Source organism: Xylanimonas sp. McL0601, from assembly GCF_049852175.1.
GTDB lineage: Bacteria > Actinomycetota > Actinomycetes > Actinomycetales > Cellulomonadaceae > Xylanimonas.
On sequence record NZ_CP187527.1, the window covers coordinates 2,471,887 to 2,497,340 of the forward strand.

Genomic DNA, 25,454 nt, shown 5'->3' on the forward strand with positions numbered 1-25,454 from the left:
CCTCCGGGACGTACTGTACGGCACGCCCCGCGGCGCTTCAGAGACCTTCGCCGACCCGTTCCGCGCCGCCGTGTCGACATGAACCTGCGTAGCGTGGACACATGGTGGACCTGCCCGGACGGCGCACGACGAAGATCCTGCTCGAAGTCGACCTGACCCGCGTCCCGGCCGACCCGGACCCGGACGATCCGCTCGGGCGGCTGCGGGCGCGTGGTCAACATCAGCTGAGGCCGATCCTGCGGGCCCTGCACGAGGCCGCGGACGACCCGCGCGTGGTCGGCCTGGTCGCGCGAGTGGGCGGCCGGCTGCCCTGGCCGGCCATGCAGGAGCTGCGGATCGGCGTCGCGGCGTTCACGAAGCCCAAGATTGCTTGGGCGGAGACCTTCGGCGAGGGCTCCGGTGACATGGCGGGCTACGTGCTCGCGACGGCCTTCGACGAGATCTGGCTGCAGCCCGGCGGGGAGCTCGGCCTGCTGGGCGTCGCGGCCGAGACGACGTTCCTGCGCGGCGTCCTCGACAAGCTCGGCCTCGAGCCGCAGCTCGAACAGCGTTACGAGTACAAGAATGCGGCCGACCGGATCACGCGCACCGAGTTCACCGACGCGCATCGCGAGGCCGCAGACCGGCTCGTCGCGTCGATCTACGACGAGGCGATCGCAACGATCGCCACCGCCCGCGAGACCGACGAGGCGCGGGTACGGGAGCTCGTCGACACAGGGCCACGAACCGCGGTCGAGGCCCACGAGGCAGGGCTGGTCGACCAGCTCGGCTACCGCGACCAGGTCTATGCCGCGGCCAAGCGGAAGGTCGGTCACGAGGTCGAGCTGTTGTTCGCCGATCGCTGGAAGCCGCGCCGCCGTCCGTCCCTACCGGTCAAGCACAAAGACCACGTCGCGCTCGTGCGCGTGCACGGCACCATCGTGACCGGACGGTCTCGGCGCGGTCCCATGGGAGAGCAGGTCGGCAGCGACTCGGTCTGCGCCGCACTGCGCGCCGCGATGGCCGACGAGCACGCGGGCGCCGTCGTGCTGCACGTCGACTCGCCGGGCGGGTCGGCAGTCGCGTCCGACACCATCTGGCGCGAGGCGGTCCGGGTGCGTGAAGCGGGCAAGACGCTGGTCGTCTCGATGGGCGCCCTCGCCGCGTCCGGCGGGTACTACATCTCCTGCCCGGCCGACGTGATCGTCGCGCTGCCCGCGACGCTGACCGGTTCGATCGGCGTGTTCGGCGGCAAGATCGTGATCTCGGACCTGCTCGAACGCATCGGCGCGGGGACCGGCACCGTGGCGCACGGCGCTCGCTCGCTCATGTACTCCCCACGCCGCCGCTTCGAGGAGCAGGAGCACGAGCGGCTGTCCGCATCCGTCGACGCGATCTATACCGACTTCGTCGCCAAGGTCGCGGAGGGCCGAGGGCGGAGCGTGGACGAGATCAGCTCCATCGCACGGGGCCGGGTGTGGACGGGCACAGACGCACGGCGCAACGGACTTGTCGACGAGCTCGGCGGGCTGCGTGACGCGGTACGCATCGCCCGGTCACGTGCCGGCCTGCCCGACTCGGCACCGGTGCGGTACGCCGCGCACGTCCCGCCGCTGGACCGGCTGAGGCGGCCCCGCAACAGCGAGGATCCGCGCGCGCTGGCGGCGCAGGTCGGCCTCCCGGACGTGGCGAGTGTGCTGGGCCTGCCCGGATCGGCCGCGCTGCGCATGCCCCCGATCCGGCCGCGCTGAACGGTCAGGCCGTCGCCGCCTGCATCTGCCGCAGCTCCTTCTTGAGGCCCGAGATCTCGTCGCGTAGCCGAGCCGCGACCTCGAACTGGAGCTCCGCAGCGGCAGCGTGCATCTGGTCGGAGAGCTCCTGGATGAGCTCGGCCAGCTCGCCCGCAGCCACCCCGGCCAGGCGGTTCCCCGTCGTGGCGCCTTCCTTGGGGCTGCCGGGGACGGGCGCCTTGGCCTTGCGGCCGCCGTCCACCGACTTCCGGTACCCGCCGGCGAGGAGCTGCTGCGTGTCGATGTCCTCACGCGCGAGCATGTCCGTGACGTCGGCGATCTTCTTGCGCAGGGGCTGGGGGTCGATGCCCCTCTCGCGGTTGTAGGCCATCTGCTTGTCGCGCCGGCGGTTGGTCTCCTCGATCGCGTGCTGCATCGCCGGAGTCACCTTGTCGGCGTACATGTGCACCTGGCCCGTGACGTTGCGGGCAGCGCGGCCGATCGTCTGGATGAGCGATGTCGCCGAGCGCAGGAACCCCTCCTTGTCGGCGTCGAGGATCGAGACGAGCGACACCTCGGGCAGGTCGAGGCCCTCGCGCAGCAGGTTGATGCCCACGAGCACGTCGAACTGGCCGAGCCGCAGCTCGCGCAGCAGCTCGACGCGCCGCAGCGTGTCGACCTCCGAGTGCAGGTACTGGACCCGCACGCCCTTCTCGAGGAAGTAGTCGGTGAGGTCCTCGGACATCTTCTTGGTCAGCGTGGTGACCAGCACGCGCTCGTCGCGCTCGGTGCGGAGGCGGATCTCCTCGAGCAGGTCGTCGATCTGCCCGGTCGTCGGCTTGACCACCACCTCGGGGTCCACGAGACCCGTCGGGCGGATGACCTGCTCGACGACGCCGTCGGACAGCGAGAGCTCGTACGGGCCGGGCGTCGCCGACAGGTAGACCGTCTGACCGATCCGTTCGACGAACTCCTCCCAGCGCAGCGGCCGGTTGTCCATCGCGGACGGCAGGCGGAACCCGTGCTCGACCAGCGAGCGCTTGCGGGACATGTCGCCCTCGAACATCGCGCCGATCTGCGGCACCGTCTGGTGCGACTCGTCGATGACGAGCAGGAAGTCCTCGGGGAAGTAGTCGAGCAGCGTGTTGGGGGGCGTGCCGGGGAGGCGTCCGTCGATGTGCATCGAGTAGTTCTCGATGCCGTTGCACGAGCCGATCTGGCGCATCATCTCGATGTCATAGGTGGTGCGCATGCGCAGCCGCTGCGCCTCCAGCAGCTTGTTCTGGCTCTCCAGGGTGGCGAGGCGCGCCTCGAGCTCCTTCTCGATGCCGCCGATCGCGCGCTCCATCCGCTCCGGCCCCGCCACGTAGTGCGTCGCGGGGAACAGGTAGACGCTGTGCTCGTCACGCACGACCTCGCCCGTGAGCGGGTGCAGCGTCTGGATGGCCTCGATCTCGTCGCCGAAGAACTCGATCCGCACCGCCAGCTCCTCGTACACCGGGATGATCTCCACGGTGTCGCCGCGCACGCGGAAGGTGCCGCGGGTGAACGCGACGTCGTTGCGCGCGTACTGCATCTGCACGAACCGGCGCAGCATGTCGTCGCGGTCGACGACGTCGCCGACGTCGAGCCGCACCATGCGGTCGACGTACTCCTGCGGCGTGCCGAGGCCGTAGATGCAGCTCACCGAGGCGACGACGATGACGTCGCGGCGGGTGAGCAGCGACGACGTCGCCGAGTGCCGCAGCCGCTCGACCTCGTCGTTGATCGACGAGTCCTTCTCGATGTACGTGTCCGTCTGCGGGATGTACGCCTCGGGCTGGTAGTAGTCGTAGTACGAGACGAAGTACTCGACCGCGTTGTTGGGCAGCAGCTCCCGGAACTCCGTGGCGAGCTGCGCGGCGAGCGTCTTGTTCGGCGCCATGACCAGCGTGGGCCGCTGGAGCTTCTCGATGAGCCACGCGGTCGTGGCGCTCTTGCCCGTGCCGGTCGCGCCCAGCAGGACGACGTCCTTCTCCCCCGCCTTGATGCGCTCGGTCAGGTCGGCGATGGCCGTGGGCTGGTCGCCCGAAGGCGTGTACTCCGAGATGACCTCGAACGGGGCCACCGCGCGCTGCAGATCGGTCACGGGTCGCATGGGGCCACCGTATGCCCGCCCACCGACAGCGTCGGCGCCCGCTCAGCTCGCCGGTGTCGCCTCGGCGTCCGCCTCGGCGGTGACCCGCTCCCAGAGGGCGTCCACCTGACCGCGCAGCTCGTCGTCGGTCCCGGTCCCGTCCAGGATGACGTCGGCCGCCTCGCGCCGCTCGTCGTCGGACGCCTGGGCCGCGACCCGCGCCCGCGCCGCTTCCTCGTCGAGGCCTCGCGCCGCCACGAGCCGCTCGACCCGCAGCGACGCCGGAGCGTCCACCACGACGAGCAGCCCGAAGTGGTCGGCCTGACCCGTCTCGACGAGCAGCGGGATGTCGTGTACGAGGACGGCGCGCGGGTCGCGCGCGGCCGCGGCCGCCTCGCGCTCAGCTGCCATCCTCCGCACCTCGGGGTGCACGATGAGCTCGAGCACCCGTCGCGCGTTCTCGTCCGCGAACACGCGGGCGCCGAGCGCGGGCCGGTCCAGCGAGCCGTCCGGCGCGATGACTCCCGGCCCGAACGCCTCGAGGATCCGCTCGAGGCCGACGGACCCGGGCGCCACCGCGTCGCGCGCGAGCTGGTCGTGGTCGACGACGACGGCGCCGAGCTCGGTGAGGCGGCGCGCCACCACCGACTTGCCGGCGGCGATCCCTCCGGTGAGACCGATGCGAAGCATGCCCCCATCCTCCCCCGGCTACACGTCCGCGTCGTCCGCGGCCACGACGCGCAGCAGCCGCACGAGCTCCTCGCGCTCGGGGGCCGGCAACCGGCGCAGCCTCTCGGCGGCTCCGCGCCGCCGTTCGATCGACACCTGCGCGAGCGCGTCGCGCCCCGCGTCCGTGAGCTCGACGAGACGTGCCCGTCGGTCGTGCGGATCGGGCAGGCGGCGGACGAACCCGTCCTCCTCCGCCTGGTCCACCTTGGTGGTGACCGAGCGGGGCGCGACGTCGAGCGCCTCGGCCAGGTCGACGGCGCGCAGGGGCCCGCCGGCGTACGACAGCGCGCGCAGCAGCCGCAGCTGCCCCGGCGTCACCCCGGCCGCGCCCACGGCGGCGTCGCGGCGCAGGCCGCGGCTCGCCGCGTAGAGCGCGTCGACGAAGGCCCACGCGACGTCGTCGTGCTGGTGCATGCTGGGAATACTACTCTCACTCCTGAGGTTGCCACATGATGAGTTACACTCAGCATATTGCACACCTTGACCTCCGGGAGGTCCCATGACGATGCCTCACTCCCCAGCCATGAGCGGCCGCGGCGGCGGCCGCGGCATGGGCTCGTTCCTCCAGGACAGCTCGGTGAAGGAGCACCACCTGGCGCGCTCGACGCTGCGCCGTGTGCTCGCCTTCGCCCGGCCCTACCGCGGCCGGCTGGCCTTCTTCCTCGTCCTGCTCGCGATCGACGCCGCCGCCGGCGCCGCGACACCGCTGCTCTTCCGCCACCTCATCGACGACGGCATCGGCGGCGGCGACCGCCGCCTGGTCGTGCTGCTCGCCGCGGGCGCCGCCCTCCTCTCGCTGGTCTCGGCCGGGTTGTCGGTCGCCGAGCGCTGGGTCTCCTCCTTCGTCGGCGAAGGCCTCATCCTCGACCTGCGCACCGCCGTGTTCGACCACGTCCAGCGGATGCCGCTCGCCTTCTTCTCCCGCACGCGCACAGGCGCGCTCGTGCAGCGCCTCAACGGCGACGTGCTCGGCGCCCAGCAGGCGTTCACCTCGACACTGCAGACCGTCGTCTCCAACGGCCTGACCATCACCTTCACCCTCGGCGCCATGTTCGCGATGTCGTGGCGGCTGACGGCGCTCTCCCTGGTGCTGCTGCCCGCCTTCGTGCTCCCCGCCCGCTGGTTCGGGAGGCGCCTCGCCGCGCTCACGCACGAGGGGTACGAGCTCAACGCCGACGCGGGTCAGCTCATGAACGAGCGCTTCAACGTGGCGGGCGCCCACCTCGCCAAGGTCTTCGGCGACCCCGCCCGCGAGTCCGCACGCTACGAGGCGACGGCCCGCAAGCTCCGCGACCTCGGCGTGCGCCGCGCCCTCATGGGCACCTGGTTCCGCGCCGGGCTGACGACGCTCGCGTCGCTCGCCGTCGCGGCCGTCTACGGGCTCGGCGGGCTGCAGGCCATCGCGGGCGAGCTGACCGTCGGCGTCGTCGTCGCGCTCACCGCCTACCTCGGCCGCCTCTACGGCCCGCTCACCGCGATGAGCAACGTGCAGGTCGACGTCATGACTGCGCTGGTCAGCTTCGAGCGCGTGCTCGAGGTGCTGGACCTCGAGCCCTCCGTCGCCGAGAAGCCTGACGCCGCGGACCTGCGCGCCGCCGTCGCCGCCCGCGGGGCGAGCGTCGAGCTCGACGGCGTCACGTTCCGCTACCCGCGCGCCGACGAGGTCTCCCTGGCGTCGCTCGAGTCCGTCGCGACCCTGCGCGGCGACCCGACCGGGGACACGCTCAAGGACGTGACGCTCACGGTCCCGGCGGGCGCCATGGTCGCGCTCGTCGGCCCGTCCGGTGCCGGCAAGACGACGATCTCCCAGCTGGTCTCGCGGATGTACGACCCGACCTCCGGGTCGGTGCGGATCGCCGGCCTCGACCTGCGCGACGTCACGCTCGAGTCGCTGCGCGGCACCGTCGGGGTCGTCTCGCAGGAGGCGCACCTGTTCCACGACACCATCGCCGAGAACCTCCGCTACGCCCGCCCGGACGCCACCGACGCCGAGCTCGAGGCCGCGCTGCGCGCCGCGCACATCGGCGACCTCGTGCACACGCTCCCCGACGGCCTGAACACCGTCGTCGGCGACCGCGGCTACCGCCTGTCCGGCGGCGAGCGCCAGCGCCTCGCCATCGCGCGGCTCCTGCTCAAGGCGCCCGACGTCGTCGTGCTCGACGAGGCGACCGCACACCTGGACTCGGAGAGCGAGGCGGCCGTGCAGGCCGCGCTCGACGACGCCCTCGCCGGGCGCACGAGCCTCGTGATCGCCCACCGCCTCTCGACGGTCCGCGCGGCCGACCTCATCGTGGTGCTCGAGGACGGCCACGTCGTCGAGTCGGGCACGCACGCGGAGCTGCTGCGGGTGGGCGGTCTCTACGCCGACCTGTACGCGACCCAGTTCGCGCAGACGACGGCAGCCTGACGGGTCTCCGGGGCGCTCCCGCGGCGTCGCCTCACAGCGAGGCGAGCGCCTCGCCGAGGTCGGCGTGGCGGAAGGTGAACCCGCTCTTGAGCAGGGCGGCCGGGACCGCGCGCTGGCTCGCGAAGAGGAGCGAGTCGGCCAGGGCCCCGACGCCGAACGGGATCGCCGTCACCAGCCGCGGGATCGTCAGGAACGCCCGCCTGTGGAGCGAGCGCGCGAACGCCTGGGCGAACGCCGCGTTGGTGACGGGGTGCGGGGCCACCAGGTTGACGGCACCCGAGAGCGCGTCGGCGGCCAGGGCGTGGCGGATGGCGGCGACCTCGTCGTCGAGGTGGATCCACGACATCCACTGCGTCCCGCGCCCTGCCTTCGCGCCGAGCCCCAGCCGGAACGGGAGGCGCTGCGGGCCGAGCGCGCCGCCGGCGCTCGAGAGGACCATGCCGGTGCGGACGTGGACGGTGCGGATGCCGGCCGCCTCTGCGGCGCGTGTCGCCGCCTCCCACGCCACGCACACCCCAGCGAGGAAGTCGTGGCCGGGCCGCGCGTCTTCCGTCAGCATCGCGTCGCCGCGGCTGCCGTAGAACCCCACCGCGGACCCGGACACGAGCACCGACGGCGGCCTGGTCAGCCCGGCGAGCGCACCGGCCAGCAAGGCGGTCCCGTCGACGCGGCTGCGCAGCACGGCGTCCCGGTGCGCCCGGGTCCACGGGCGGGACGCCACCCCCTCGCCCGCGAGGTGCACGACGGCGTCGACGCCCTCGAGACCGGCGGCGTCGATGGTTCCCCGCCCCAGGTCCCAGGCGACGCCGCGGCCGGGCCTGCCGGGCCGCACGAGCGGGACGACGCGGTGCCCGTCGGCCTCCAGCGAGGCGCGCAGCGCGCGCCCGATGAGCCCCGTCGCACCCGAGACGACGACCTCCATGACTGCCCCCTGACGACGACGGCTCGGTCACCTGCACCGCACGGTAGCGCGCAGCGACCCCACGGGTCTCCCCCCGGTCCGCCGACGACGAAGGCCCGCCACCCCCGAGGGGGTGACGGGCCTTCGGTCCGATCAGGCGATCAGCTCAGGAGATCAGTTGCCCGTGAGCTTCTCGCGCAGAGCGGCGAGCGCCTCGTCCGAGGCGAGCGTGCCCGCGGCCTCGACGGCCGGGGCCGCCGAGGAGTAGGACGACGCGCCGCCCGTGCCGGTGTCGGCAGCGGCGTCGGCGTCAGCCGCGTAGGCCGCGCGGACCTGCTCGCGGTGCGACTCCCAGCGGGCGTGCGCCTTGGCGTACTCCGCCTCCCAGGCCTCGCGCTGCGTCTCGAAGCCCTCGAGCCACTCGTTGGTCTCCGGGTCGAAGCCCTCGGGGTACTTGTACTCCCCGTTCTCGTCGTACTCGGCGGCCATGCCGTAGAGCGCGGGGTCGAAGTCCTCGGACTCCGGGTCCAGACCCTCGTTCGCCTGCTTGAGCGACAGCGAGATGCGGCGGCGCTCCAGGTCGATGTCGATGACCTTGACGAACACCTCCTGGCCCACCGTGACGACCTGCTCCGGCAGCTCGACGTGGCGCACGGCCAGCTCCGAGATGTGCACGAGGCCCTCGATGCCGTCCTCGACGCGCACGAACGCACCGAACGGGACGAGCTTGGTGACCTTGCCCGGGACGACCTGGCCGATGGCGTGGGTCCGGGCGAAGGTCTGCCACGGGTCCTCCTGCGTCGCCTTCAGCGACAGGGAGACACGCTCGCGGTCGAAGTCGACGTCGAGAACCTCGACCGTGACCTCCTGGCCGACCTCGACGACCTCGGAGGGGTGGTCGATGTGCTTCCAGGACAGCTCGGAGACGTGGACGAGACCGTCGACGCCGCCGAGGTCCACGAACGCACCGAAGTTGACGATCGACGAGACCACACCCGGGCGCACCTGGCCCTTCTGCAGCGTCTGCAGGAAGGTGGAGCGGACCTCGGACTGCGTCTGCTCGAGCCAGGCACGGCGCGAGAGGACGACGTTGTTGCGGTTCTTGTCGAGCTCGATGATCTTCGCCTCGATCTCCTTGCCGACGTACGGCAGGAGGTCGCGGACACGACGCATCTCCACGAGCGAGGCGGGGAGGAAGCCGCGAAGACCGATGTCGAGGATGAGGCCGCCCTTGACGACCTCGATGACGGTGCCGGTGACGACGCCGTCCTCCTCCTTGATCTTCTCGATCGTGCCCCAGGCGCGCTCGTACTGTGCGCGCTTCTTGGACAGGATCAGACGGCCCTCCTTGTCCTCCTTCTGGAGAACAAGGGCCTCGACGACGTCACCGAGGTTGACGACCTCGGACGGATCGACGTCGTGCTTGATGGACAGCTCGCGCGAGGGGATCACACCCTCGGTCTTGTAGCCGATGTCGAGGAGGACCTCATCACGGTCGACCTTGACGATCGTGCCCTCGACGATGTCACCATCGTTGAAGTTCTTGATGGTGGCGTCGATGGCGGCAAGAAGGTCTTCCTCTGTGCCGATGTCGTTGACGGCAACCTGGGGGACGGACCTCGTGGTGGAGATGGTCATGAAGTGAATGCTCCGATGTGGACAAGGAGTCGTGCGGACAGGGGAGGTGGTGCCTCAGCCTGCCCGACGACAGACGCACGGCACCGCCGACCATCCTAGCGGTGGCCGACAGAGGGGGTCAATCCAGGTCAGGCGAGTGCCTGAGCGACCTCGAGGAGCTCGTCGGGCACGTGCTTGACCTTTCCTGCGATCTCGGCGAGCGGGACGAGGACGACCTCCTCGCCGCGCAGCGCCGTCATCACACCGGTCTCGCCGCGTGTCACGGCGTCGATCGCCGCCACGCCGAAGCGCGAGCCCAGGATCCGGTCATCCGGCGTCGGCGTGCCGCCGCGCTGGATGTGACCGAGCACCGTGACGCGCGTGTCGAACCCGGTGCGCTCGGCGATCTCGACCTTGAGGCGCTCGGAGATCGAGCCCGCGATGATCTCGCCGAACCGGCCGAGCTGCGTCTCGTACGTCATCGACGTGCCCTCGGCGGGCACCGCGCCCTCGGCCACGACGATGATCGAGAAGCTCGCGTGCGCGCGGTGCCGGTGCTTGAGGAACTTGACGATCTTGTCGATGTCGAACGGCTGCTCCGGGGCGAGCACCACCTCGGCGCCGCCCGCGATGCCCGCGGTCGCCGCGATCCAGCCGGCGCTGCGGCCCATGACCTCGACGAGCATGACGCGGTTGTGCGACTCGGCCGTCGTGTGGATGCGGTCGACGGCCTCGGTCGCGATGGTCACCGCGGTGTCGAAGCCGATCGAGCGGTCGGTGCCCCACACGTCGTTGTCGATCGTCTTGGGGATCGCGACGATGCCGATGCCGGCCTCGGCGACCTTGCTCGCGGCGTGCAGCGTGCCGTCGCCGCCGACCACGATGAGCGCCTCGACCCGCTCGGCCTCGAGCGTCGCCAGGACGGCGTCCATGCCGCCGTCGGCCGAGTGCGGGTGGTACCGCGCCGTGCCGAGGAGCGTGCCGCCGGTCGCCAGGACGTTGCGGATGTGCTGGCGGCTCAGCGGCATCACGTCGCCGTCGGCCAGGCCGCGCCAGCCGTTGCGGAAGCCGACGATCGAGTGGCCGTGCTCGCCCTCGCCGCGCTTGACCACCGCCCGGATCGCCGCGTTGAGACCGGGGACATCCCCGCCACCGGTCAGCAGTCCGACTCGCACGCATCCTCCAGGTCTTCGACATCCCCGACAGCGGCGCACAGCACGCGCACCGGTGCGATCGTACCCATGTGGCCTGTCCACGTCGTGCTGGGCGTCGCACGGTGGCGGCCTCCGCGGCCGGAGACGAGGCAGGATGGGCGCGTGAGCGAGATCGAGTCCGTCGGCTACCGTGACGTGCCCGACGCGGAGGGCGGCGCGGCGGGCCGCCGCTGGTGGGACGCGAACGCCGCCGAGTACCTCGCCGAGCACGGCACGTTCCTCGGTGACGCGGACTTCCGCTGGGGCCCCGAGGGCCTGACGGAGGCCGAGGCGGGCCTGCTGGGCGACGTCGCCGGGCGCCGCGTGCTCGAGGTCGGTGCCGGGGCCGCGCAGTGCTCGCGCTGGCTCGCGACGCAGGGCGCCGACGCCGTCGCGACCGACGTCTCGCACGGCATGCTCGCCTCAGCCCCCGCACTCGACGCCGCGGCGGGCGTGCGGGTACCGGTGCTGCAGGCCGACGCGCGGGCGCTGCCCTTCGCCGACGCGAGCTTCGACGTCGTCTTCACGTCGTTCGGCGCCATCCCGTTCGTGCCCGACGCCGCCCGCGTCCACGCCGAGGCAGCACGCGTGCTGCGGCCGGGCGGCCGCTGGGTGTTCTCCGTGACGCACCCGCTGCGCTGGGCGTTCCCGGACGACCCGACGACGCGCGGCCTCACCGCGAGCCGCTCCTACTTCGACCGCCGCCCCTACGTCGAGCAGGATGCCGCGGGCCGCGTCCGGTACGCCGAGTACCACCGCACGGTGGGCGACCACCTGCGTGACGTCGTCGCCGCGGGCCTGTGCCTGCTCGACCTCGTCGAGCCGGAATGGCCCTCGTGGAACGACCAGGTCTGGGGCGGCTGGGGTCCGGAACGCGGCGCCTACCTGCCCGGCACGGCGGTCTTCGTCACGCAGAAGCCCGCCGCGGGTGCAGGGATCGGGGCCCTGGACAGCGCCAGAACCCCGCTTCCTGCACGCTCCACGGCGTGAGCGTCAGCTGCGCTCAGGAGCGCAGGATGCTGCTCATCTTCTTGCCGCGCGCCAGCTCGTCGACGAGCTTGTCCATCCAGCGCACCTTCTGGTGCAGCGGGTCCTCGATCTCCTCGACGCGGTAGCCGCAGATGACGCCCTTGATGAGCGCGGCGTTCGGGTTCATCGCGGGGGCCTGCTCGAAGAACTGCGCGAAGGTGCGCTCGTCGGCGACCGCGTCGTCGATGCCGGCGTCGTCGTACCCGGTGAGCCAGGAGATGACCTCGCGGACCTCGTCCTCGGTGTGGTCCTTGCGCTCGACCTTCTGCACGTACATCGGGTAGATGCTCGCGAAGGTCATGGTGGCGAAGCGGTCGGCGGCCATGGTCACTCCCCCGGCGTCACGGTCTTGTGCTTGTTCTCGAGCATGGCAGTCCACAGGCCGAGTGTCAGCCCGGCCGCGAAGGCGACGACGGCCCCCACGGCGGTGCCGGCGCCCGCGCCGGTGTAGTCGATCGCCTCGGCGCTCTGCGTCGGCACCACGATGAGCACGGTGCTCGCGAGCACCAGCCCGATGATGAAGTGGTAGACCCGCGAGTGGTGTCGCTCGATCAGGCGCTCCATGAGCCTGGAGAACGCCAGCAGCGCCGCGACGGCCCCGAGCGCGATCGGCAGGAACGTGCCGAGCAGGTCGCGGTCGCGGAAGCCCTGCAGCATGGGCGAGAACAGCCCGAGGATCAGGAGCAGGTTCGACGGCGACAACCCTGGCACGAGCACGCCGAGCGCGATGAGCGCACCGGCGAGCACGAAGCCGAGGAAGCTCGCCGGCACCGTGCCGGCGAGCGCGGGGAGCAGGTAGAGCACCACGAGCGCGCCGACGAACGTGCCGGCCAGCCAGATCACGTCGACGGCGTCGCGGCGGGACTTCGCGACAGACTCACGCAGCAGGGAGGGCAGCGTGCCGAGGATCGCGCCTGCGAACCCCCACAGCACCACGACCTGCCAGTGATCGAGCAGGTACTCCAGGGGCCTGCTGAGCAGCACCAGGCCGAGCACGCCGCCGATGCCGACGGGCAGGAAGTACAGGAAGTTGCCCTTGAAGTCCCTCGTCAGGTGCGCGAGGAAGCGCAGCATCCGCTCGTAGATCCCGAGGATCGCCGCGAGCACGCCACCGGACACGCCCGGCAGGATGAAGCCGAGCGAGATGACCATGCCCTTGACGACGCGGATGAACCAGTCCATAGGACGAAGGATCGTATGCGCCCGCCGAGCCCTCCTCCGCGGGTTGGCGCGTACTCCTAGTGCCCTGCGGCGTGCCACGTGTCGCCTGTGCCGACCGACACATCGAGCGGGACGTCGAGCGGGTAGGCCGCGCCCATCTGGGTGCGCAGCACATCCTCGGCCGCCTCGCGCTCGCCGGGCGCGACCTCGACCACGAGCTCGTCGTGCACCTGCAGCAGCAGCCGTGAGCGCAGCCCGCACGCGTCGAGCTCCTGCTGCACCCGCAGCATGGCGAGCTTGATGATGTCGGCGGCGCTGCCCTGGATCGGGGCGTTGAGGGCCATGCGCTCGGCCATCTGCCGGCGCTGCCGGTTGTCGCTCGTCAGGTCGGGCAGGTAGCGGCGGCGGCCCAGCACGGTCGCCGTCCACCCGGTGGCCCTGGCCTCCTCCACCACGCCGTCCAGGTACTCGCGCACGCCGCCGAACCGGGCGAAGTAGTCGTCCATGAGGCCCTGCGCCTCGCCCGTCGAGACGGCGAGCTGCTGCGAGAGCCCGAACGCCGAGAGCCCGTACGCCAGGCCGTAGGACATCGCCTTGACCTTCGACCGCATCTCGGCCGTGACGCCCGCGGGCTCGACGCCGAACACACGCGACCCGACGTAGCGGTGCAGGTCCTCGCCGCTGCGGAACGCCTCGATCAGGCCCGCGTCGCCCGAGAGGTGCGCCATGATGCGCATCTCGATCTGGGAGTAGTCCGCCGTGAGCAGGGTGTCGTACCCCTCGCCCACGCGGAACGCCCGGCGGATCTGCCGCCCTGCCTCGGTGCGGATGGGGATGTTCTGCAGGTTGGGCTCGGTGGAGCTGAGGCGGCCGGTCGCGGCGATGGTCTGCTGGAACGTCGTGTGGATGCGGCCGTCCGGCGCCACGGACTTGAGCAGGCCCTCGACGGTGACGCGCAGCTTGCTCGCGTCGCGGTGGGCGAGCAGGTGCTCGAGGAACGGGTGGCCGGTGCGCACGTAGAGCTCGGCGAGCGCCGCCGCGTCCGTGGTGTAGCCCGTCTTGGTCTTCTTGGTCTTCGGCATGTCGAGCTCGCCGAAGAGCACCTCCTGGAGCTGCTTGGGCGAGCCGAGGTTCACCTCGTGCCCGATCGCGTCGTACGCCTCGCCGGCCGCCTCCGCGACCTGGTCGGCGAAGCCGCCCTCCAGCTCGGTGAGGTAGGGCGTGTCGGCCGCGATGCCCGTGGCCTCCATGCGCGCGAGCACCCGGGACAGCGGCAGCTCGACGTCGGTGAGCAGGCCGGTGGCCCCGCGGTCGGAGAGCTGGCCCGCGAGCGCGCCGGCGAGGTCGGCCACGGCGGCCGCCCGCGTCGCCTCACGTGCGCCGCGCCCGCCGGTCGAGCCGAGGTCGAGGTCGAGCGCGCCCTGGGCGCCGTCGTCCTCGACGCGGAGCTCGCGGCCCAGGTGCCGGGCGACCAGGTCGCCCAGGTCATAGCCGCGCTGGTCCGGGTAGCACAGGTAGGCGGCGAGCTCGGTGTCGAAGACGACGCCCTCGAGCGTGAGGCCGCGGGCCGCGAGGGCGTGCCACGCGGTCTTGGCGCCGTGCAGCACCTTGGCCTGCGCCGGGTCGGCGAGCCACGCGGCCAGCGCCTTCTCGTCGTCGGGCGTGAGGTCTGCGAGGTCGTAGGCGACGCCCTCGCCGCCCTCCGCGAGCGCGACGCCCCAGGCGTCCCCCGCGGCGGGCACGCCGCGCCCGGAGACGTCGACGCCGACCGTGCGGCCGCTCCGCTCCGCGAGCCACCCGGCGAGGCCGCCCTCGGGCAGCTCGACGACGTCGAGCTCGAACGCGGTCTCGGCCGCTGCCTCGGACTCCTCCTCGGCCGCCGGGTCCACCGCGAGCAGCCGGTCGCGCAGCGTCCCGAACTGCAGCGTGTCGGAGACACGGTGCACCGCCTCGCGGTCGAAGCCGCGCAGCAGCAGGTCGTCAGGGCCCAACGGCAGCTCGACGTCGCGCAGCAGCGCGTTCAGCTCGCGGTTGAGCCGGACCTGGTCGACCGCGGCGCGCAGGTTCTCGGCCGCCTTGCCCTTGAGCTCGTCGACGTGGTCGAGCAGCGCGTCGAGGCCGCCGAACTGCGCGACCCACTTCGCGGCCGTCTTGGGCCCGACGCCCGCGACCCCGGGCAGGTTGTCGCTGGTCTCGCCCACGAGCGCCGCGAGGTCGGGGTACTGCTCGGGCGGCACGCCGTACTTGTCCAGCACCGCCTCGGGCGTGAAGCGCGCCATCTCGGACACGCCGCGCACCGGGTAGAGCAGCGTGACGTCGCCGTCGACCAGCTGGATCGAGTCGCGGTCGCCCGAGCAGACGAGCACCTCCATGCCGGCGGCCGACGCCTGCACCGAGAGCGTCGCGATGATGTCGTCCGCCTCGATGCCCTCGCGCTCCAGCGTGGGCACGCGCAACGCCTCGAGCACCTCCTTGATGAGCGGCACCTGACCCTTGAACGGGGCGGGCGTCTCGCTGCGGGTGCCCTTGTACTCGGGGAAGCGCTCGCTGCGGAACGACCGCCGCGACACGTCGAACGCCACCGCCAGGTGCGTCGGCTGCTCGTCGCCGAGCAGCTTGGTGAGCATCGACGTGAACCCGTAGACCGCGTTGGTCACCTGGCCCGACGTCGTGGCCATCGTGTCCGGCAGCGCGAAGAACGCGCGGTAGGCCATCGAGTGCCCGTCGATGAGGAGCAGGCGGGGTCGGCCGGTGTGCCGGGTTGGCGCGGGGGTCGTCACGGGGCCAACCTACCTGTCATGACCGACACTCCTCCGGCGGCTGCGGCCGCGGTCGTGCCCGAAGTCGCCGGCACGCTCATCGAGCGCATGGGCATCGAGCTGACCGCCATCGGCGCCGAGCGAACGACCGGCACCATGCCCGTCGCGGGCAACACCCAGCCGTACGGCCTCTTGCACGGCGGGGCCTCGGCCGTGCTCGCCGAGACGCTCGGTTCCGTCGCCGCGACGCAGCACGCCGGCCCCACGCGTGCCGCCGTCGGCGTCGAGCTCAACGTGTCGCACCACCGCTCGGCCCGCGACGGTGTCGTGACCGGCGAGGCGGTGGCACTGACCCTGGGCCGGACGCTGGCGTCCTACGAGATCGTGATCACGGACGAGGACGGGCGCCGTGTCGCGACGGCGCGGCTCACGTGCATGATCCTCGACGCGCCGCCCCCGGCGCGCGGGCGTTAGCGCGGTCTCAGGAGGCGGAGCGCTCCGGGTCGCGGCCCGCCTGGAAGGCCCGCAGGTCGAGCGGGCCGGACGGGAGGCCCGCATCCCGGGCCCGTCGCCGCCGGGCGATGATGTCGTCGATCGCCGCGCGCGTCGACTCGCGCCGTCCACGCGGGCGCACGTCGCCCCGCGGCGACGACGGAGCGCCCTCCTGCGCCAGTCGGCGCAGCAGGATCGGGGTCGACACCACGCGGTGCCCGGCGGCAGGCGCGAAGCCCAGTCGGGCGAGGAACCGCTGCATGGCGCGGTCGCCCGCAGGCGCCCCCGCGTACACGTACGGGGCGCCGGACTCCCCCGCCAGCGCGGCGACGCCGGCCACGAGCGCGTGCCCGATGCCGCGGCGTCGGCTGTCCGGAGTGACGAACAACGCGTCGACGACGATCGCCGGGTCGACCGCGAAGAGCTGCGGGCCCACCGTGCGAGCGAGGAGGAAGCCGGCGATCTGCCCGTCGAGCTCGGCGACCAGCACCGTCCCGCCGGACCCCACGTAGACCGACAGGTGCTTGCGCAGCACGTCCTCGCCGGCGTGGTCGACGGAAGCCCCGACGGGCGACGCCGGGCGGACGGACACGCTCAGGGCCGCGACGACCGCGAGGTCGTCGCGGTCCGCTGACCGCACGTCCGGCGTCGAGCGCATCGTCTCAGGCCCCGCCGACCTGCTCGATCACGGCGTCGGCGACCTCGCGCATGGTGAGGCGGCGGTCCATCGACGTCTTCTGGATCCAGCGGAAGGCCTCGGGCTCAGAGAGTCCCATCTTGGTCTGCAGCAGGCCCTTGGCGCGGTCCACGCGCTTGCGGGTCTCGAAGCGCTCCTGGAGGTCCGCGACCTCGGCCTCGAGCGCGCCGATCTGCTGGTAGCGGGAGATCGCGATCTCGACCGCCGGCAGCAGGTCGGCGGGGGTGAACGGCTTGACGACATAGGCCATCGCCCCGGCGTCGCGCGCGCGCTCGACCAGCTCGGTCTGGGAGAACGCCGTGAGGAGGACGACGGGCGCGGCGTGCGCCTTGCCGATCTTCTCGGCGGCGGTGATGCCGTCCATCTCGGGCATCTTGACGTCCATGACGACGACGTCGGGCTTGAGCTCGATGGCGAGGCCGACGGCGGTCTCGCCGTCACCGGCCTCACCCACCACCTCGAACCCCGCCTCGCGGAGCGTCTCGACGACGTCCATGCGGATGAGCGCCTCGTCCTCCGCGACGACGGCGCGGCGGGCGGGGCGCCCGGGAGCGGTGGGGACGGCGGCGGGGGCCTCGGGCTCCAGCATGGGCGGCAGGTCCAGCGGCAGCTTCGCGGCGGGCTTCTCGGTCACGCCGCCATCCTAGTCCGCGAACACGCTCCCACCAGCCACGGCGTCGGCCCTGGACAGCGCCGTGCGGCACGCGGGCCCGGGCATCGCACGACGTGTGGTTCGATGGTGCCCGCTGCCCCGGTGGCGGAACTGGCAGACGCGCCCGGCTCAAACCCGGGTTCCGCGAGGAGTGCGGGTTCGAGTCCCGCCCGGGGCACGCGGACGACGAGAGGCCCGTGGGGTTCCCCCCACGGGCCTCTCGCACGTCAGCTCACGGCTGGCTCAGCTCCTGGCTGGCTCAGCTCACAGGCCGCGGCCCGTGTCGGTCGAGCCGACCTTGTGCACGAGGATCGAGTTCGTCGTGCCCGGGACGCCGACCGGCGCACCCGAGACGATGACGACGCGGTCGCCCGGCTCGGCGAGGCCGTTGGCCTGCAGGGTCGAGTCGACCTGGGCGACCATCGCGTCGACCGAGTCGACCTTCGGCACCTCGTAGGCCTGCGTGCCCCAGCTCAGCGCCAGCTCCTTGCGGGTCGCCGAGACCGGCGTGAAGGCCAGCAGCGGGATCTGCGAGCGCAGGCGGGACATGCGGCGGGCCGAGTCGCCGGACTGCGTGAAGGTCACGTAGTACTTGGCGCCGAGTTGCTCGCCGACCTCCTTCGCGGCCTGCGTGATGACACCCGAGCGGGTGTGCGGGCGCGAGCCCAGCGGGGCGATGCGCTCGGCACCGAGCTGCTCGGTGGCCTCGATGATCTGGGCCATCGTCTCGACCGTGATGATCGGGAAGTCACCGACCGAGGTCTCGCCCGAGAGCATGACCGCGTCGGCGCCGTCGAGCACCGCGTTGGCGCAGTCGGAGGCCTCGGCACGCGTCGGGCGCGGGCTCGTGGTCATGGACTCGAGCACCTGAGTGGCGACGATGACCGGCTTCGCGTTGCGGCGGGCCAGCTCGACGATGCGCTTCTGGATCAGCGGGACCTGCTCCAGCGGCATCTCGACGGCCAGGTCGCCACGGGCCACCATGAAGGCGTCGAACGCGGCGATGACCTCCTCGAGGTTCTCGATCGCCTGCGGCTTCTCGAGCTTGGCGATGACCGGGACGACCCGGCCCTCCTCCTCCATGATCGCGCGGACGTCGTCGTAGTCCTTGGCGTTGCGGACGAACGACAGGGCGATGAAGTCCGTGCCCATCTTCAGGGCCCAGCGGAGGTCCTCGATGTCCTTCTCCGACATCGCGGGGACGGACACCGCGGCACCGGGGAGGTTGATGCCCTTGTTGTTCGAGACCGGGCCGGGGATCTCCACGACGGTCTGGACACGGGGGCCGTCGACGGCGGTCACGCGGACGCGGACCTTGCCGTCGTCGATCAGCAGGGGGTCGCCCACCTTGGCGTCGTCGGCCAGGCCCTTGTGGGTGGTGGAGACGATCTCCTTGGTGCCGACGATGTCGTCGGTGGTGATCGTGAAGACGTCACCCTCGTTGAGGTAGTGCTTCTCGTCGCCCTCGAACTTGCCGAGGCGGATCTTGGGGCCCTGGAGGTCGACCAGGATCGCGACGTTGCGGCCCGAGGCCTTCGAGGCCTCCCGCACGTTGTTGTAGACGGCCTCGTGCTCCTCGAACGAACCGTGGCTGCGGTTGATCCGGGCCACGTCCATACCGGCATCGATCAGCTTCCGGAGGTTCTCCGGGCTGCTCGTGGCAGGTCCGATGGTGCAAACGATCTTGGCTCTGCGCATGTCTCCAGCCTCGTCATCAGGGTTGCCCCGGCGATGCCCGGGGCCTGCGCGGGCGCTCGGTTCACGCCCGTGGTATCTACCGGCAGCGCGTCCCGTCCCGTGGGTGACACGCACACCACGACCATCTAAGACGCTCCTGCCGCAATCTTGCTCGCTCGCGGCGCGTAGCGCGCCTCGAACGGGCCGTGCTCAACCTCTCAGTGCCACCGTCCGGGGCCCGACCGGCGCGGGCAGCTCCGTGGAGCCGCGCAGGTGGGAGTCGACCGCTGCCGCGCACGCGCGGCCCTCGGCGATCGCCCACACGATGAGCGACTGCCCGCGGCCGGCGTCGCCGGCGACGAACACGCCGGGCAGGTTCGTGGCGAAGTCGTCGCCACGGCGCACCAGCCCGCGCTCGCTGAGCTCGACGCCGGACTGCGCCGTGATCGCGTCCGTCTCCGGGCCGGTGAAGCCCATCGCGATGAGCACCAGGTCGGCGCGGATCACGTGCTCCGTGCCCGCCATCGGCTCGCGTCGGCCGTTGGGGAGGTACTCCGTCTCGGCGACCCGCAGGCCCACGACGGCGCCCGCGGTGTCGTCGAGGAACTCGACCGTCGAGGCCAGGTAGGTGCGCTCGCCGCCCTCCTCGTGCGAGGTCGAGACCTCGAAGAGGATGGGGTCGGTGGGCCACGGCTGGTTCGCCGGCCGGTCGACCGGCGGCTTCTTGCCGATGGCGAGCGTGGTCACGCTCGCGGCGCCCTGGCGCAGCGCGGTGCCGACGCAGTCCGAGCCGGTGTCGCCGCCGCCGATGACGACGACGTGCTTGCCCTCCGCCGTCGGCGCGCCCTTGACCGGCTCCCCCTTCGAGGCCTTGTTGGCCGGAGTGAGGAAGTCCATCGCGTAGTGGACGCCCCGCAGGTCGCGGCCGGGCAGCGGGAGCTCACGCGGCACCGTGGCACCCGTCGCGACGACGACCGCGTCGAAGCGGCGGCGGAGCGCGTCCCAGGTGATGTCCTTGCCGACCTCGACGCCCGGCCGGAACCGGGTGCCCTCGGCCTGCATCTGCTCCAGGCGCTTGTCGATGATGTGCTTCTCGAGCTTGAAGTCCGGGATGCCGTAGCGCAGCAGGCCGCCGATGGCGTCGTCGCGCTCGTACACGACGACCGTGTGGCCGACGCGCGTGAGCTGCTGGGCGGCTGCGAGCCCTGCGGGGCCCGAGCCGACGACGGCGATCGTCGTGCCCGTCAGGCGCGCCGGCACCTGCGGGGTCAGACCGCGGGCGAACGCCTCGTCCGCGATCGACAGCTCGATGTTCTTGATCGTCACGGGCGGCTGGCTGATCCCGAGCACGCACGCCGACTCGCACGGAGCAGGGCACACGCGGCCCGTGAGCTCCGGGAAGTTGTTCGTCGCGTACATGCGGTCGACCGCGTCCTCCCACTGGTCGCGCCGCACGAGGTCGTTCCACTCGGGGATGAAGTTGCCCAGCGGGCAGCCCTGGTGGCAGAACGGGATGCCGCAGTCCATGCAGCGCCCGGCCTGCTCACCGAGTCGGCCGCCGAGGAACGGCTCCCCTGCCTCCCGGTGGGCGTGCACGTCCTTCCAGTCGCGCAGGCGCACCTCGACGGGACGGTTCGGCGGGAGCTCGCGGTCCCGGACCTTCAGAAAGCCACGAGGGTCAGCCACGAGCCACCTCCACGATGTTGTTCCACACGTTCTCGTCCCACTGACCCTCACCGTGGACGGCGATGCCCTGCGCCTCGGCACGTGCGAGGGCCTCGCGCACGCGCGCCCACCCCAGCGGCAGCACGCGCGAGAAGCGGGCGCGGGCGCGGGCGTCGGCGAGCAGGCTGTGCGCGACGTTCGACCCGGTCTCCTCGGCGTGGCGGCGCAGCAGCGTCTCGACGACCTCCCAGTCGGCGTCGTCGAGCGGGCCGACCTCGAGCTCCTTGGTCGCGACGGCCGCGATGTTCATCGCGGCGGCGCGCAGGTCGAGCACGTAGGCCATGCCGCCCGACATGCCGGCGCCGAGGTTGCGTCCGGTAGGACCGAGCACGAGCACCGTGCCACCGGTCATGTACTCGAGCGCGTGGTCGCCCACGCCCTCGACGACGAGCGTCGCGCCCGAGTTGCGGACGGCGAACCGCTCGCCGGCACGGCCGCGGAGGAAGACCTCGCCCGACGTCGCCCCGTAGCCGATGACGTTGCCGGCGATGACGTTCGCGGCGCCCTCGAGCATCGACGCCTTGTCGGGCCGGACGACGATGCGGCCGCCCGACAGGCCCTTGCCGACGTAGTCGTTGGCGTCGCCGAACAGGCGCAGCGTGACGCCGCGCGGCACGAACGCGCCGAACGACTGCCCGGCCGAGCCGGTCAGCGTGACGTCGATCGTGCCCTCCGGCAGCGCCGCGCCGCGGTAGCGCTTGGTGACCTCGTGGCCCAGCATCGTGCCGACCGTCCGGTTGACGTTGCGCACGGGCAGCTCGATCGCGACGGGGGTGCCGTCCTCGAGCGCGGGCCGCGCGAGCGCGACCAGCTGGTTGTCGAGCGCCTTCGCGAGGCCGTGGTCCTGCGTCTTGGTCTGGCGCAGCGCCGAACCCTTGGCCGGGATCTGCTGCTCGAGCACGGGCGCCAGGTCCAGGCCCTGGGCCTTCCAGTGGTCGACGGCCTTGCGGGTGTCGAGCACCTGCACCTGGCCGACGGCCTCGTCGATCGAGCGGAAGCCGAGCGACGCGAGGTTCTCCCGCACCTCCTGGGCGATGAACTCGAAGAAGTTCACGACGAACTCGGGCTTGCCGGTGAACCGGGCCCGCAGCTCGGGGTTCTGCGTGGCGACGCCGACGGGGCAGGTGTCGAGGTGGCAGACACGCATCATGATGCAGCCGGTGACGACCATTGGAGCCGTCGCGAAGCCGAACTCCTCGGCGCCGAGCAGCGCCGCCACGACGACGTCGCGGCCCGTCTTCATCTGCCCGTCGACCTGCACCACGATGCGGTCGCGCAGGTCGTTGAGGACGAGCGTCTGCTGGGTCTCGGCCAGGCCGATCTCCCACGGTGTGCCCGCGTGCTTGAGCGAGGTGAGCGGCGAGGCGCCCGTGCCGCCGTCGTGCCCCGAGATGAGGACGACGTCGGCGTGCGCCTTGGAGACGCCGGCCGCGACCGTGCCCACGCCGAACTCGGAGACGAGCTTGACGTGGATGCGGGCGGCGGGGTTGGCGTTCTTCAGGTCGTGGATGAGCTGCGCCAGGTCCTCGATCGAGTAGATGTCGTGGTGCGGCGGCGGCGAGATGAGCCCGACGCCGGGCGTCGAGTGCCGCACCTCCGCGACCCACGGGTACACCTTGGCGCCCGGGAGCTGACCACCCTCGCCGGGCTTGGCGCCCTGCGCGAGCTTGATCTGGATGTCGTCCGCCTGCGTCAGGTACTCGCTCGTGACGCCGAACCGGCCCGAGGCGACCTGCTTGACCTTCGAGCGGCGCTCGGGGTCGTAGAGGCGCTCGGGGTGCTCGCCGCCCTCACCCGTGTTGGAACGTCCGCCGAGGCGGTTCATCGCGATGGCCAGCGTCTCGTGCGTCTCCTGCGAGATGGAGCCGTACGACATGGCACCGGTGTTGAAGCGCTTGACGATCTCGCTGACCGGCTCGACCTCGTCGATCGGGATCGGCTCGCGGTCGGCCGAGAAGCGCAGCATTCCGCGCAGCGTCATCAGACGCCGCGACTGCTCGTCCACGCGGCGCGTGTACTGGCGGAAGATGTCCATCCGGCCGGTGCGCGTCGAGTGCTGCAGGCGGAAGACCGTCTCCGGGTCGAAGAGGTGCTCCTCGCCGTCGCGGCGCCACTGGTACTCGCCGCCCGTGACGAGCCGCTTGTGCGGGTCGCGGTTGCCCGACGGCGGGTAGGCCTCGGCGTGGCGCGCGGCTACCTCGGCCGCCACGACGTCGAGCCCGACGCCGCCCAGCCGGCTGGTGGTGCCCGCGAAGTAGTCGTCGATCAGCTCCTGCGAGAGGCCCACGGCCTCGAAGATCTGTGCCCCTCGGTAGGACATGATCGTCGAGATGCCCATCTTGCTCATGACCTTGAGCACGCCCTTGCCGAGCGCCTTGATGAGGTTCGCGACGGCCTTCTCCGGCGACACCGTGAGGTAGCCGCGCACGGCGAGGTCCTCGACGGTCTCCATGGCCAGGTACGGGTTGACGCACGCGGCGCCGTAGCCGATCAGCAGCGCGACGTGGTGCACCTCGCGCACGTCACCGGCCTCGACGACCAGCGAGATCTGGGTGCGCGTGCGCCGGCGCAGCAGGTGGTGGTGCACGGCGGAGGTCAGCAGCAGCGACGGGATCGGCGCGAGCTCCGAGTTCGACTCGCGGTCGCTCAGCACGATGTGCGTCGCACCCTCGGCGATCGCCACGTCGACCTCGTCGAAGATCGACTCCAGGCGGTCGTAGAGCGCGGCGCCGCCGCCCGCGACGTCGTACAGGCCGCGGACCATGTAGGAGCGGAAGATGCCCTCGAGCCGCTCGTCGCGGTCGACGTGGACGATCTTGGCGAGCTGGTCGTTGTCGACCACGGGGAAGTCCAGCACGAGCTTGCGCGCGTGCTGGGGCGCGTCGGACAGCAGGTTCGGCTCGGGGCCGATCGCGCTGCCGAGCGAGGTGACGAGCTCCTCGCGGATCGCGTCGAGCGGCGGGTTCGTGACCTGCGCGAACATCTGCGTGAAGTAGTCGAACAGCAGGCGCGGCCGGCTCGACAGCACCGCGATCGGGGTGTCCGTGCCCATCGCGCCCAGGGTCTCCGCGCCCGTGTTCGCGACCGGGGTCAGGATGACCTTGAGCTCCTCCTCGGTGTACCCGAAGGTGCGCTGGCGGCGCTGCACCGAGGCGGGGCTGTGGGCGACGTGCTCGCGCTCCGGGAGCGACTCGAGCGTGATCTTGTGGTCGTCGATCCAGCGCTGGTACGGCTGCTGGCCGGCGAGCTGGCCCTTGATCTCGTCGTCCTCCACGATGCGCCCGGCGCCCGTGTCGACGAGGAACATGCGGCCCGGCTCGAGCCGGCCCTTGCGCACCACCGTGGCCGGGTCGAGGTCGAGCACGCCCGACTCGGACGCGAGCACCACGAGGCCGTCCTGCGTCACCCAGTAGCGGCCGGGGCGCAGGCCGTTGCGGTCGAGCACCGCACCGATGAGCGTGCCGTCGGTGAAGGTCAGCGCCGCGGGCCCGTCCCACGGCTCGATGAGGTTGGCGTGGTACTCGTAGAACGCCCGGCGCGCGGGGTCCATCTCCGCGTGGTTCTCCCACGCCTCGGGCACCATCATCAGCACGGAGTGCGGCAGGGACCGCCCGGCCAGGTGCAGGAGCTCGAGCACCTCGTCGAAGGACGCCGAGTCCGAGGCGCCGTCGGTACAGACGGGCAGGAGCGGCGTCAGGTCGCCCAGCGCCTCGCTCTCCAGCATGCCCTCGCGCGCGGCCATCCAGTTGCGGTTGCCGCGCACGGTGTTGATCTCGCCGTTGTGCGCGATCTGCCGGAACGGCTGCGCCAGGGGCCACGACGGGAACGTGTTGGTCGAGAACCGCGAGTGGACGAGCGCGAGCTCGGACGCGTAGCGCGGGTCGGACAGGTCCGGGAAGAACGGCTCGAGCTGCGACGTCGTCAGCATGCCCTTGTAGGTGATCGTCCGGGCCGAGAGCGACGCGAGGTAGAGGTCCAGCTCGTTCTGCGCGCGGCGGCGCAGGCGGTAGGCGCGGCGGTCCAGCTCGATGCCGGCGAGCTCGCGCGACGGGTCGGCCACGACCACCTGGCGAAACAGCGGCATCGACGCGCGAGCCGTCGGGCCCACGAGGTCGGCCGTCACCGGCACGTCGCGCCATGCGAGGACCTCGAGCTTCTCCTCGGCCGCGATCGCGTCGAAGCGGCGCGCGACGGCGTCCGCCTCGGCCGGGTCCTGCGGCAGGAACGCCGTGCCGATCGCGTAGTGGCCGGCAGGCGGCAGCTCGGCCGCGATCACGTCGCGCAGGAACGCGTCCGGGATCTGCGTGAGGATGCCCGCGCCGTCGCCGGAGTTCTCCTCCGCACCGACCGCCCCGCGGTGGTCGAGGTTGAGCAGGGCCGTCAGGCCCGCATCGACGATGTCACGTCCAGGGGTTCCGCGGAGCGTCGCCACGAAGGCGACGCCGCACGCGTCGTGCTCGGCGGCAGGGTCGTACAGGCCCTGTCGTCCCGGCGCCAGGCTCCCGGTCTGCGGCGTGGTCATCAACACCGTCCTTCTCACACGCCCGTACCACGGGCGTCGTCCGTACTGCTGTCGGGACGCCGTCGGCC

The 25,454-nt window shown here is 71.9% G+C and carries 18 protein-coding genes and 1 tRNA gene; 5 read left to right on the top strand and 14 right to left on the bottom strand.

Annotated elements, in window-relative coordinates:
• Positions 1–101 precede the first annotated feature (101 nt).
• On the top strand, positions 102–1,730 hold the full coding sequence (sppA, locus tag ACO4JP_RS11385) for a signal peptide peptidase SppA (RefSeq protein WP_425953806.1): 1,629 nt from the start codon (positions 102–104) through the stop codon (positions 1,728–1,730).
• 4 nt (positions 1,731–1,734) lie between these two features.
• Here sppA and uvrB read toward each other — a convergent pair whose 3' ends face one another.
• The 3 genes from uvrB to ACO4JP_RS11400 are packed head-to-tail and all read right to left on the bottom strand — an operon-like array spanning position 1,735 to position 4,968.
• A complete protein-coding gene (gene uvrB, locus ACO4JP_RS11390; protein WP_425953807.1) occupies positions 1,735–3,846 on the bottom strand; it encodes an excinuclease ABC subunit UvrB in 2,112 nt (703 codons plus the stop codon).
• Positions 3,847–3,888: 42 nt separating this feature from the next.
• The gene (coaE, locus tag ACO4JP_RS11395; protein WP_425953808.1) at positions 3,889–4,515 is read right to left on the bottom strand and encodes a dephospho-CoA kinase; all 627 of its coding nucleotides are present in this window, start codon (positions 4,513–4,515) and stop codon (positions 3,889–3,891) included.
• Positions 4,516–4,533: 18 nt separating this feature from the next.
• Positions 4,534–4,968 (bottom strand): MarR family winged helix-turn-helix transcriptional regulator, encoded by a 435-nt coding sequence (locus tag ACO4JP_RS11400; RefSeq protein ID WP_425953809.1) that lies wholly within the window; start codon positions 4,966–4,968, stop codon positions 4,534–4,536.
• Positions 4,969–5,077: 109 nt separating this feature from the next.
• Between ACO4JP_RS11400 and ACO4JP_RS11405 the strand changes: the two genes are divergently transcribed.
• Positions 5,078–6,961 carry an ABC transporter ATP-binding protein gene (locus ACO4JP_RS11405; RefSeq protein ID WP_425953810.1) on the top strand — a complete coding sequence of 628 codons (1,884 nt, stop codon included), beginning with the start codon at positions 5,078–5,080 and terminating at the stop codon, positions 6,959–6,961.
• A gap of 31 nt (positions 6,962–6,992) precedes the next feature.
• On the opposite strand, the gene ACO4JP_RS11410 is transcribed toward ACO4JP_RS11405, so the two are convergent.
• From ACO4JP_RS11410 to ACO4JP_RS11420, 3 genes are all read right to left on the bottom strand, one after another.
• Complete coding sequence (locus ACO4JP_RS11410; RefSeq protein WP_425953811.1) at positions 6,993–7,883, bottom strand: TIGR01777 family oxidoreductase; 891 nt, start codon at positions 7,881–7,883, stop codon at positions 6,993–6,995.
• Positions 7,884–8,036: 153 nt separating this feature from the next.
• Positions 8,037–9,500, bottom strand: a complete 1,464-nt coding sequence (gene rpsA / locus ACO4JP_RS11415; protein WP_425953812.1) for a 30S ribosomal protein S1 — start codon at positions 9,498–9,500, stop codon at positions 8,037–8,039.
• A 128-nt stretch (positions 9,501–9,628) separates the two neighbouring features.
• Complete coding sequence (locus ACO4JP_RS11420) at positions 9,629–10,654, bottom strand: 6-phosphofructokinase (RefSeq protein WP_425953813.1); 1,026 nt, start codon at positions 10,652–10,654, stop codon at positions 9,629–9,631.
• Between the two features lie 141 nt (positions 10,655–10,795).
• On the opposite strand from ACO4JP_RS11420, the gene ACO4JP_RS11425 reads away from it, so the two are divergent.
• Positions 10,796–11,662 (top strand): class I SAM-dependent methyltransferase, encoded by an 867-nt coding sequence (locus tag ACO4JP_RS11425; RefSeq protein ID WP_425953814.1) that lies wholly within the window; start codon positions 10,796–10,798, stop codon positions 11,660–11,662.
• Between the two features lie 13 nt (positions 11,663–11,675).
• Here the strand turns inward: ACO4JP_RS11425 and ACO4JP_RS11430 are convergent, their stop codons facing one another.
• Genes ACO4JP_RS11430 through polA form a run of 3 tightly spaced genes read right to left on the bottom strand, consistent with a single transcriptional unit; the run spans position 11,676 to position 15,642 of the window.
• Positions 11,676–12,026 (bottom strand): DUF2200 domain-containing protein, encoded by a 351-nt coding sequence (locus ACO4JP_RS11430; protein WP_425953815.1) that lies wholly within the window; start codon positions 12,024–12,026, stop codon positions 11,676–11,678.
• Positions 12,027–12,028: 2 nt separating this feature from the next.
• On the bottom strand, positions 12,029–12,883 hold the full coding sequence (locus tag ACO4JP_RS11435) for a DUF368 domain-containing protein (protein WP_425953816.1): 855 nt from the start codon (positions 12,881–12,883) through the stop codon (positions 12,029–12,031).
• Positions 12,884–12,939: 56 nt separating this feature from the next.
• On the bottom strand, positions 12,940–15,642 hold the full coding sequence (gene polA, locus ACO4JP_RS11440) for a DNA polymerase I (RefSeq protein ID WP_425953817.1): 2,703 nt from the start codon (positions 15,640–15,642) through the stop codon (positions 12,940–12,942).
• 18 nt (positions 15,643–15,660) lie between these two features.
• On the opposite strand from polA, the gene ACO4JP_RS11445 reads away from it, so the two are divergent.
• Positions 15,661–16,095 carry a PaaI family thioesterase gene (locus ACO4JP_RS11445; RefSeq protein ID WP_425953818.1) on the top strand — a complete coding sequence of 145 codons (435 nt, stop codon included), beginning with the start codon at positions 15,661–15,663 and terminating at the stop codon, positions 16,093–16,095.
• A 7-nt stretch (positions 16,096–16,102) separates the two neighbouring features.
• On the opposite strand, the gene ACO4JP_RS11450 is transcribed toward ACO4JP_RS11445, so the two are convergent.
• A complete protein-coding gene (locus ACO4JP_RS11450; protein WP_425953819.1) occupies positions 16,103–16,771 on the bottom strand; it encodes a GNAT family N-acetyltransferase in 669 nt (222 codons plus the stop codon).
• A 4-nt stretch (positions 16,772–16,775) separates the two neighbouring features.
• Positions 16,776–17,399 (bottom strand): ANTAR domain-containing response regulator, encoded by a 624-nt coding sequence (locus ACO4JP_RS11455; RefSeq protein WP_425957096.1) that lies wholly within the window; start codon positions 17,397–17,399, stop codon positions 16,776–16,778.
• 159 nt (positions 17,400–17,558) lie between these two features.
• Between ACO4JP_RS11455 and ACO4JP_RS11460 the strand changes: the two genes are divergently transcribed.
• A tRNA-Leu gene (locus ACO4JP_RS11460) sits at positions 17,559–17,640 on the top strand.
• Between the two features lie 86 nt (positions 17,641–17,726).
• Here the strand turns inward: ACO4JP_RS11460 and pyk are convergent.
• The 3 genes from pyk to gltB form a co-directional block, all read right to left on the bottom strand.
• The gene (pyk, locus tag ACO4JP_RS11465) at positions 17,727–19,160 is read right to left on the bottom strand and encodes a pyruvate kinase (protein ID WP_425953820.1); all 1,434 of its coding nucleotides are present in this window, start codon (positions 19,158–19,160) and stop codon (positions 17,727–17,729) included.
• A gap of 189 nt (positions 19,161–19,349) precedes the next feature.
• Positions 19,350–20,825, bottom strand: coding sequence for a glutamate synthase subunit beta (locus tag ACO4JP_RS11470; protein WP_425953821.1), 1,476 nt, complete (start codon positions 20,823–20,825; stop codon positions 19,350–19,352).
• Complete coding sequence (gene gltB, locus ACO4JP_RS11475) at positions 20,818–25,386, bottom strand: glutamate synthase large subunit (protein ID WP_425953822.1); 4,569 nt, start codon at positions 25,384–25,386, stop codon at positions 20,818–20,820. The genes ACO4JP_RS11470 and gltB overlap by 8 nt, the downstream gene beginning before the upstream one ends.
• Positions 25,387–25,454: the final 68 nt, after the last annotated feature.

What these genes read in the sequence shown, in the direction of transcription:
- ACO4JP_RS11410 (WP_425953811.1), bottom strand. Translation starts at nt 7,883, where the DNA reads ATGGAGGTCGTCGTCTCGGGTGCGACGGGGCTCATCGGGCGCGCGCTG.
- ACO4JP_RS11400 (WP_425953809.1), bottom strand. Translation starts at nt 4,968, where the DNA reads ATGCACCAGCACGACGACGTCGCGTGGGCCTTCGTCGACGCGCTCTAC.
- ACO4JP_RS11430 (WP_425953815.1), bottom strand. Translation starts at nt 12,026, where the DNA reads ATGGCCGCCGACCGCTTCGCCACCATGACCTTCGCGAGCATCTACCCG.
- ACO4JP_RS11405 (WP_425953810.1), top strand. Translation starts at nt 5,078, where the DNA reads ATGAGCGGCCGCGGCGGCGGCCGCGGCATGGGCTCGTTCCTCCAGGAC.
- ACO4JP_RS11455 (WP_425957096.1), bottom strand. Translation starts at nt 17,399, where the DNA reads ATGCTGGAGCCCGAGGCCCCCGCCGCCGTCCCCACCGCTCCCGGGCGC.
- coaE (WP_425953808.1), bottom strand. Translation starts at nt 4,515, where the DNA reads ATGCTTCGCATCGGTCTCACCGGAGGGATCGCCGCCGGCAAGTCGGTG.
- sppA (WP_425953806.1), top strand. Translation starts at nt 102, where the DNA reads ATGGTGGACCTGCCCGGACGGCGCACGACGAAGATCCTGCTCGAAGTC.
- gltB (WP_425953822.1), bottom strand. Translation starts at nt 25,386, where the DNA reads ATGACCACGCCGCAGACCGGGAGCCTGGCGCCGGGACGACAGGGCCTG.
- uvrB (WP_425953807.1), bottom strand. Translation starts at nt 3,846, where the DNA reads ATGCGACCCGTGACCGATCTGCAGCGCGCGGTGGCCCCGTTCGAGGTC.
- pyk (WP_425953820.1), bottom strand. Translation starts at nt 19,160, where the DNA reads ATGCGCAGAGCCAAGATCGTTTGCACCATCGGACCTGCCACGAGCAGC.
- ACO4JP_RS11445 (WP_425953818.1), top strand. Translation starts at nt 15,661, where the DNA reads ATGACCGACACTCCTCCGGCGGCTGCGGCCGCGGTCGTGCCCGAAGTC.
- rpsA (WP_425953812.1), bottom strand. Translation starts at nt 9,500, where the DNA reads ATGACCATCTCCACCACGAGGTCCGTCCCCCAGGTTGCCGTCAACGAC.
- ACO4JP_RS11450 (WP_425953819.1), bottom strand. Translation starts at nt 16,771, where the DNA reads ATGCGCTCGACGCCGGACGTGCGGTCAGCGGACCGCGACGACCTCGCG.
- ACO4JP_RS11435 (WP_425953816.1), bottom strand. Translation starts at nt 12,883, where the DNA reads ATGGACTGGTTCATCCGCGTCGTCAAGGGCATGGTCATCTCGCTCGGC.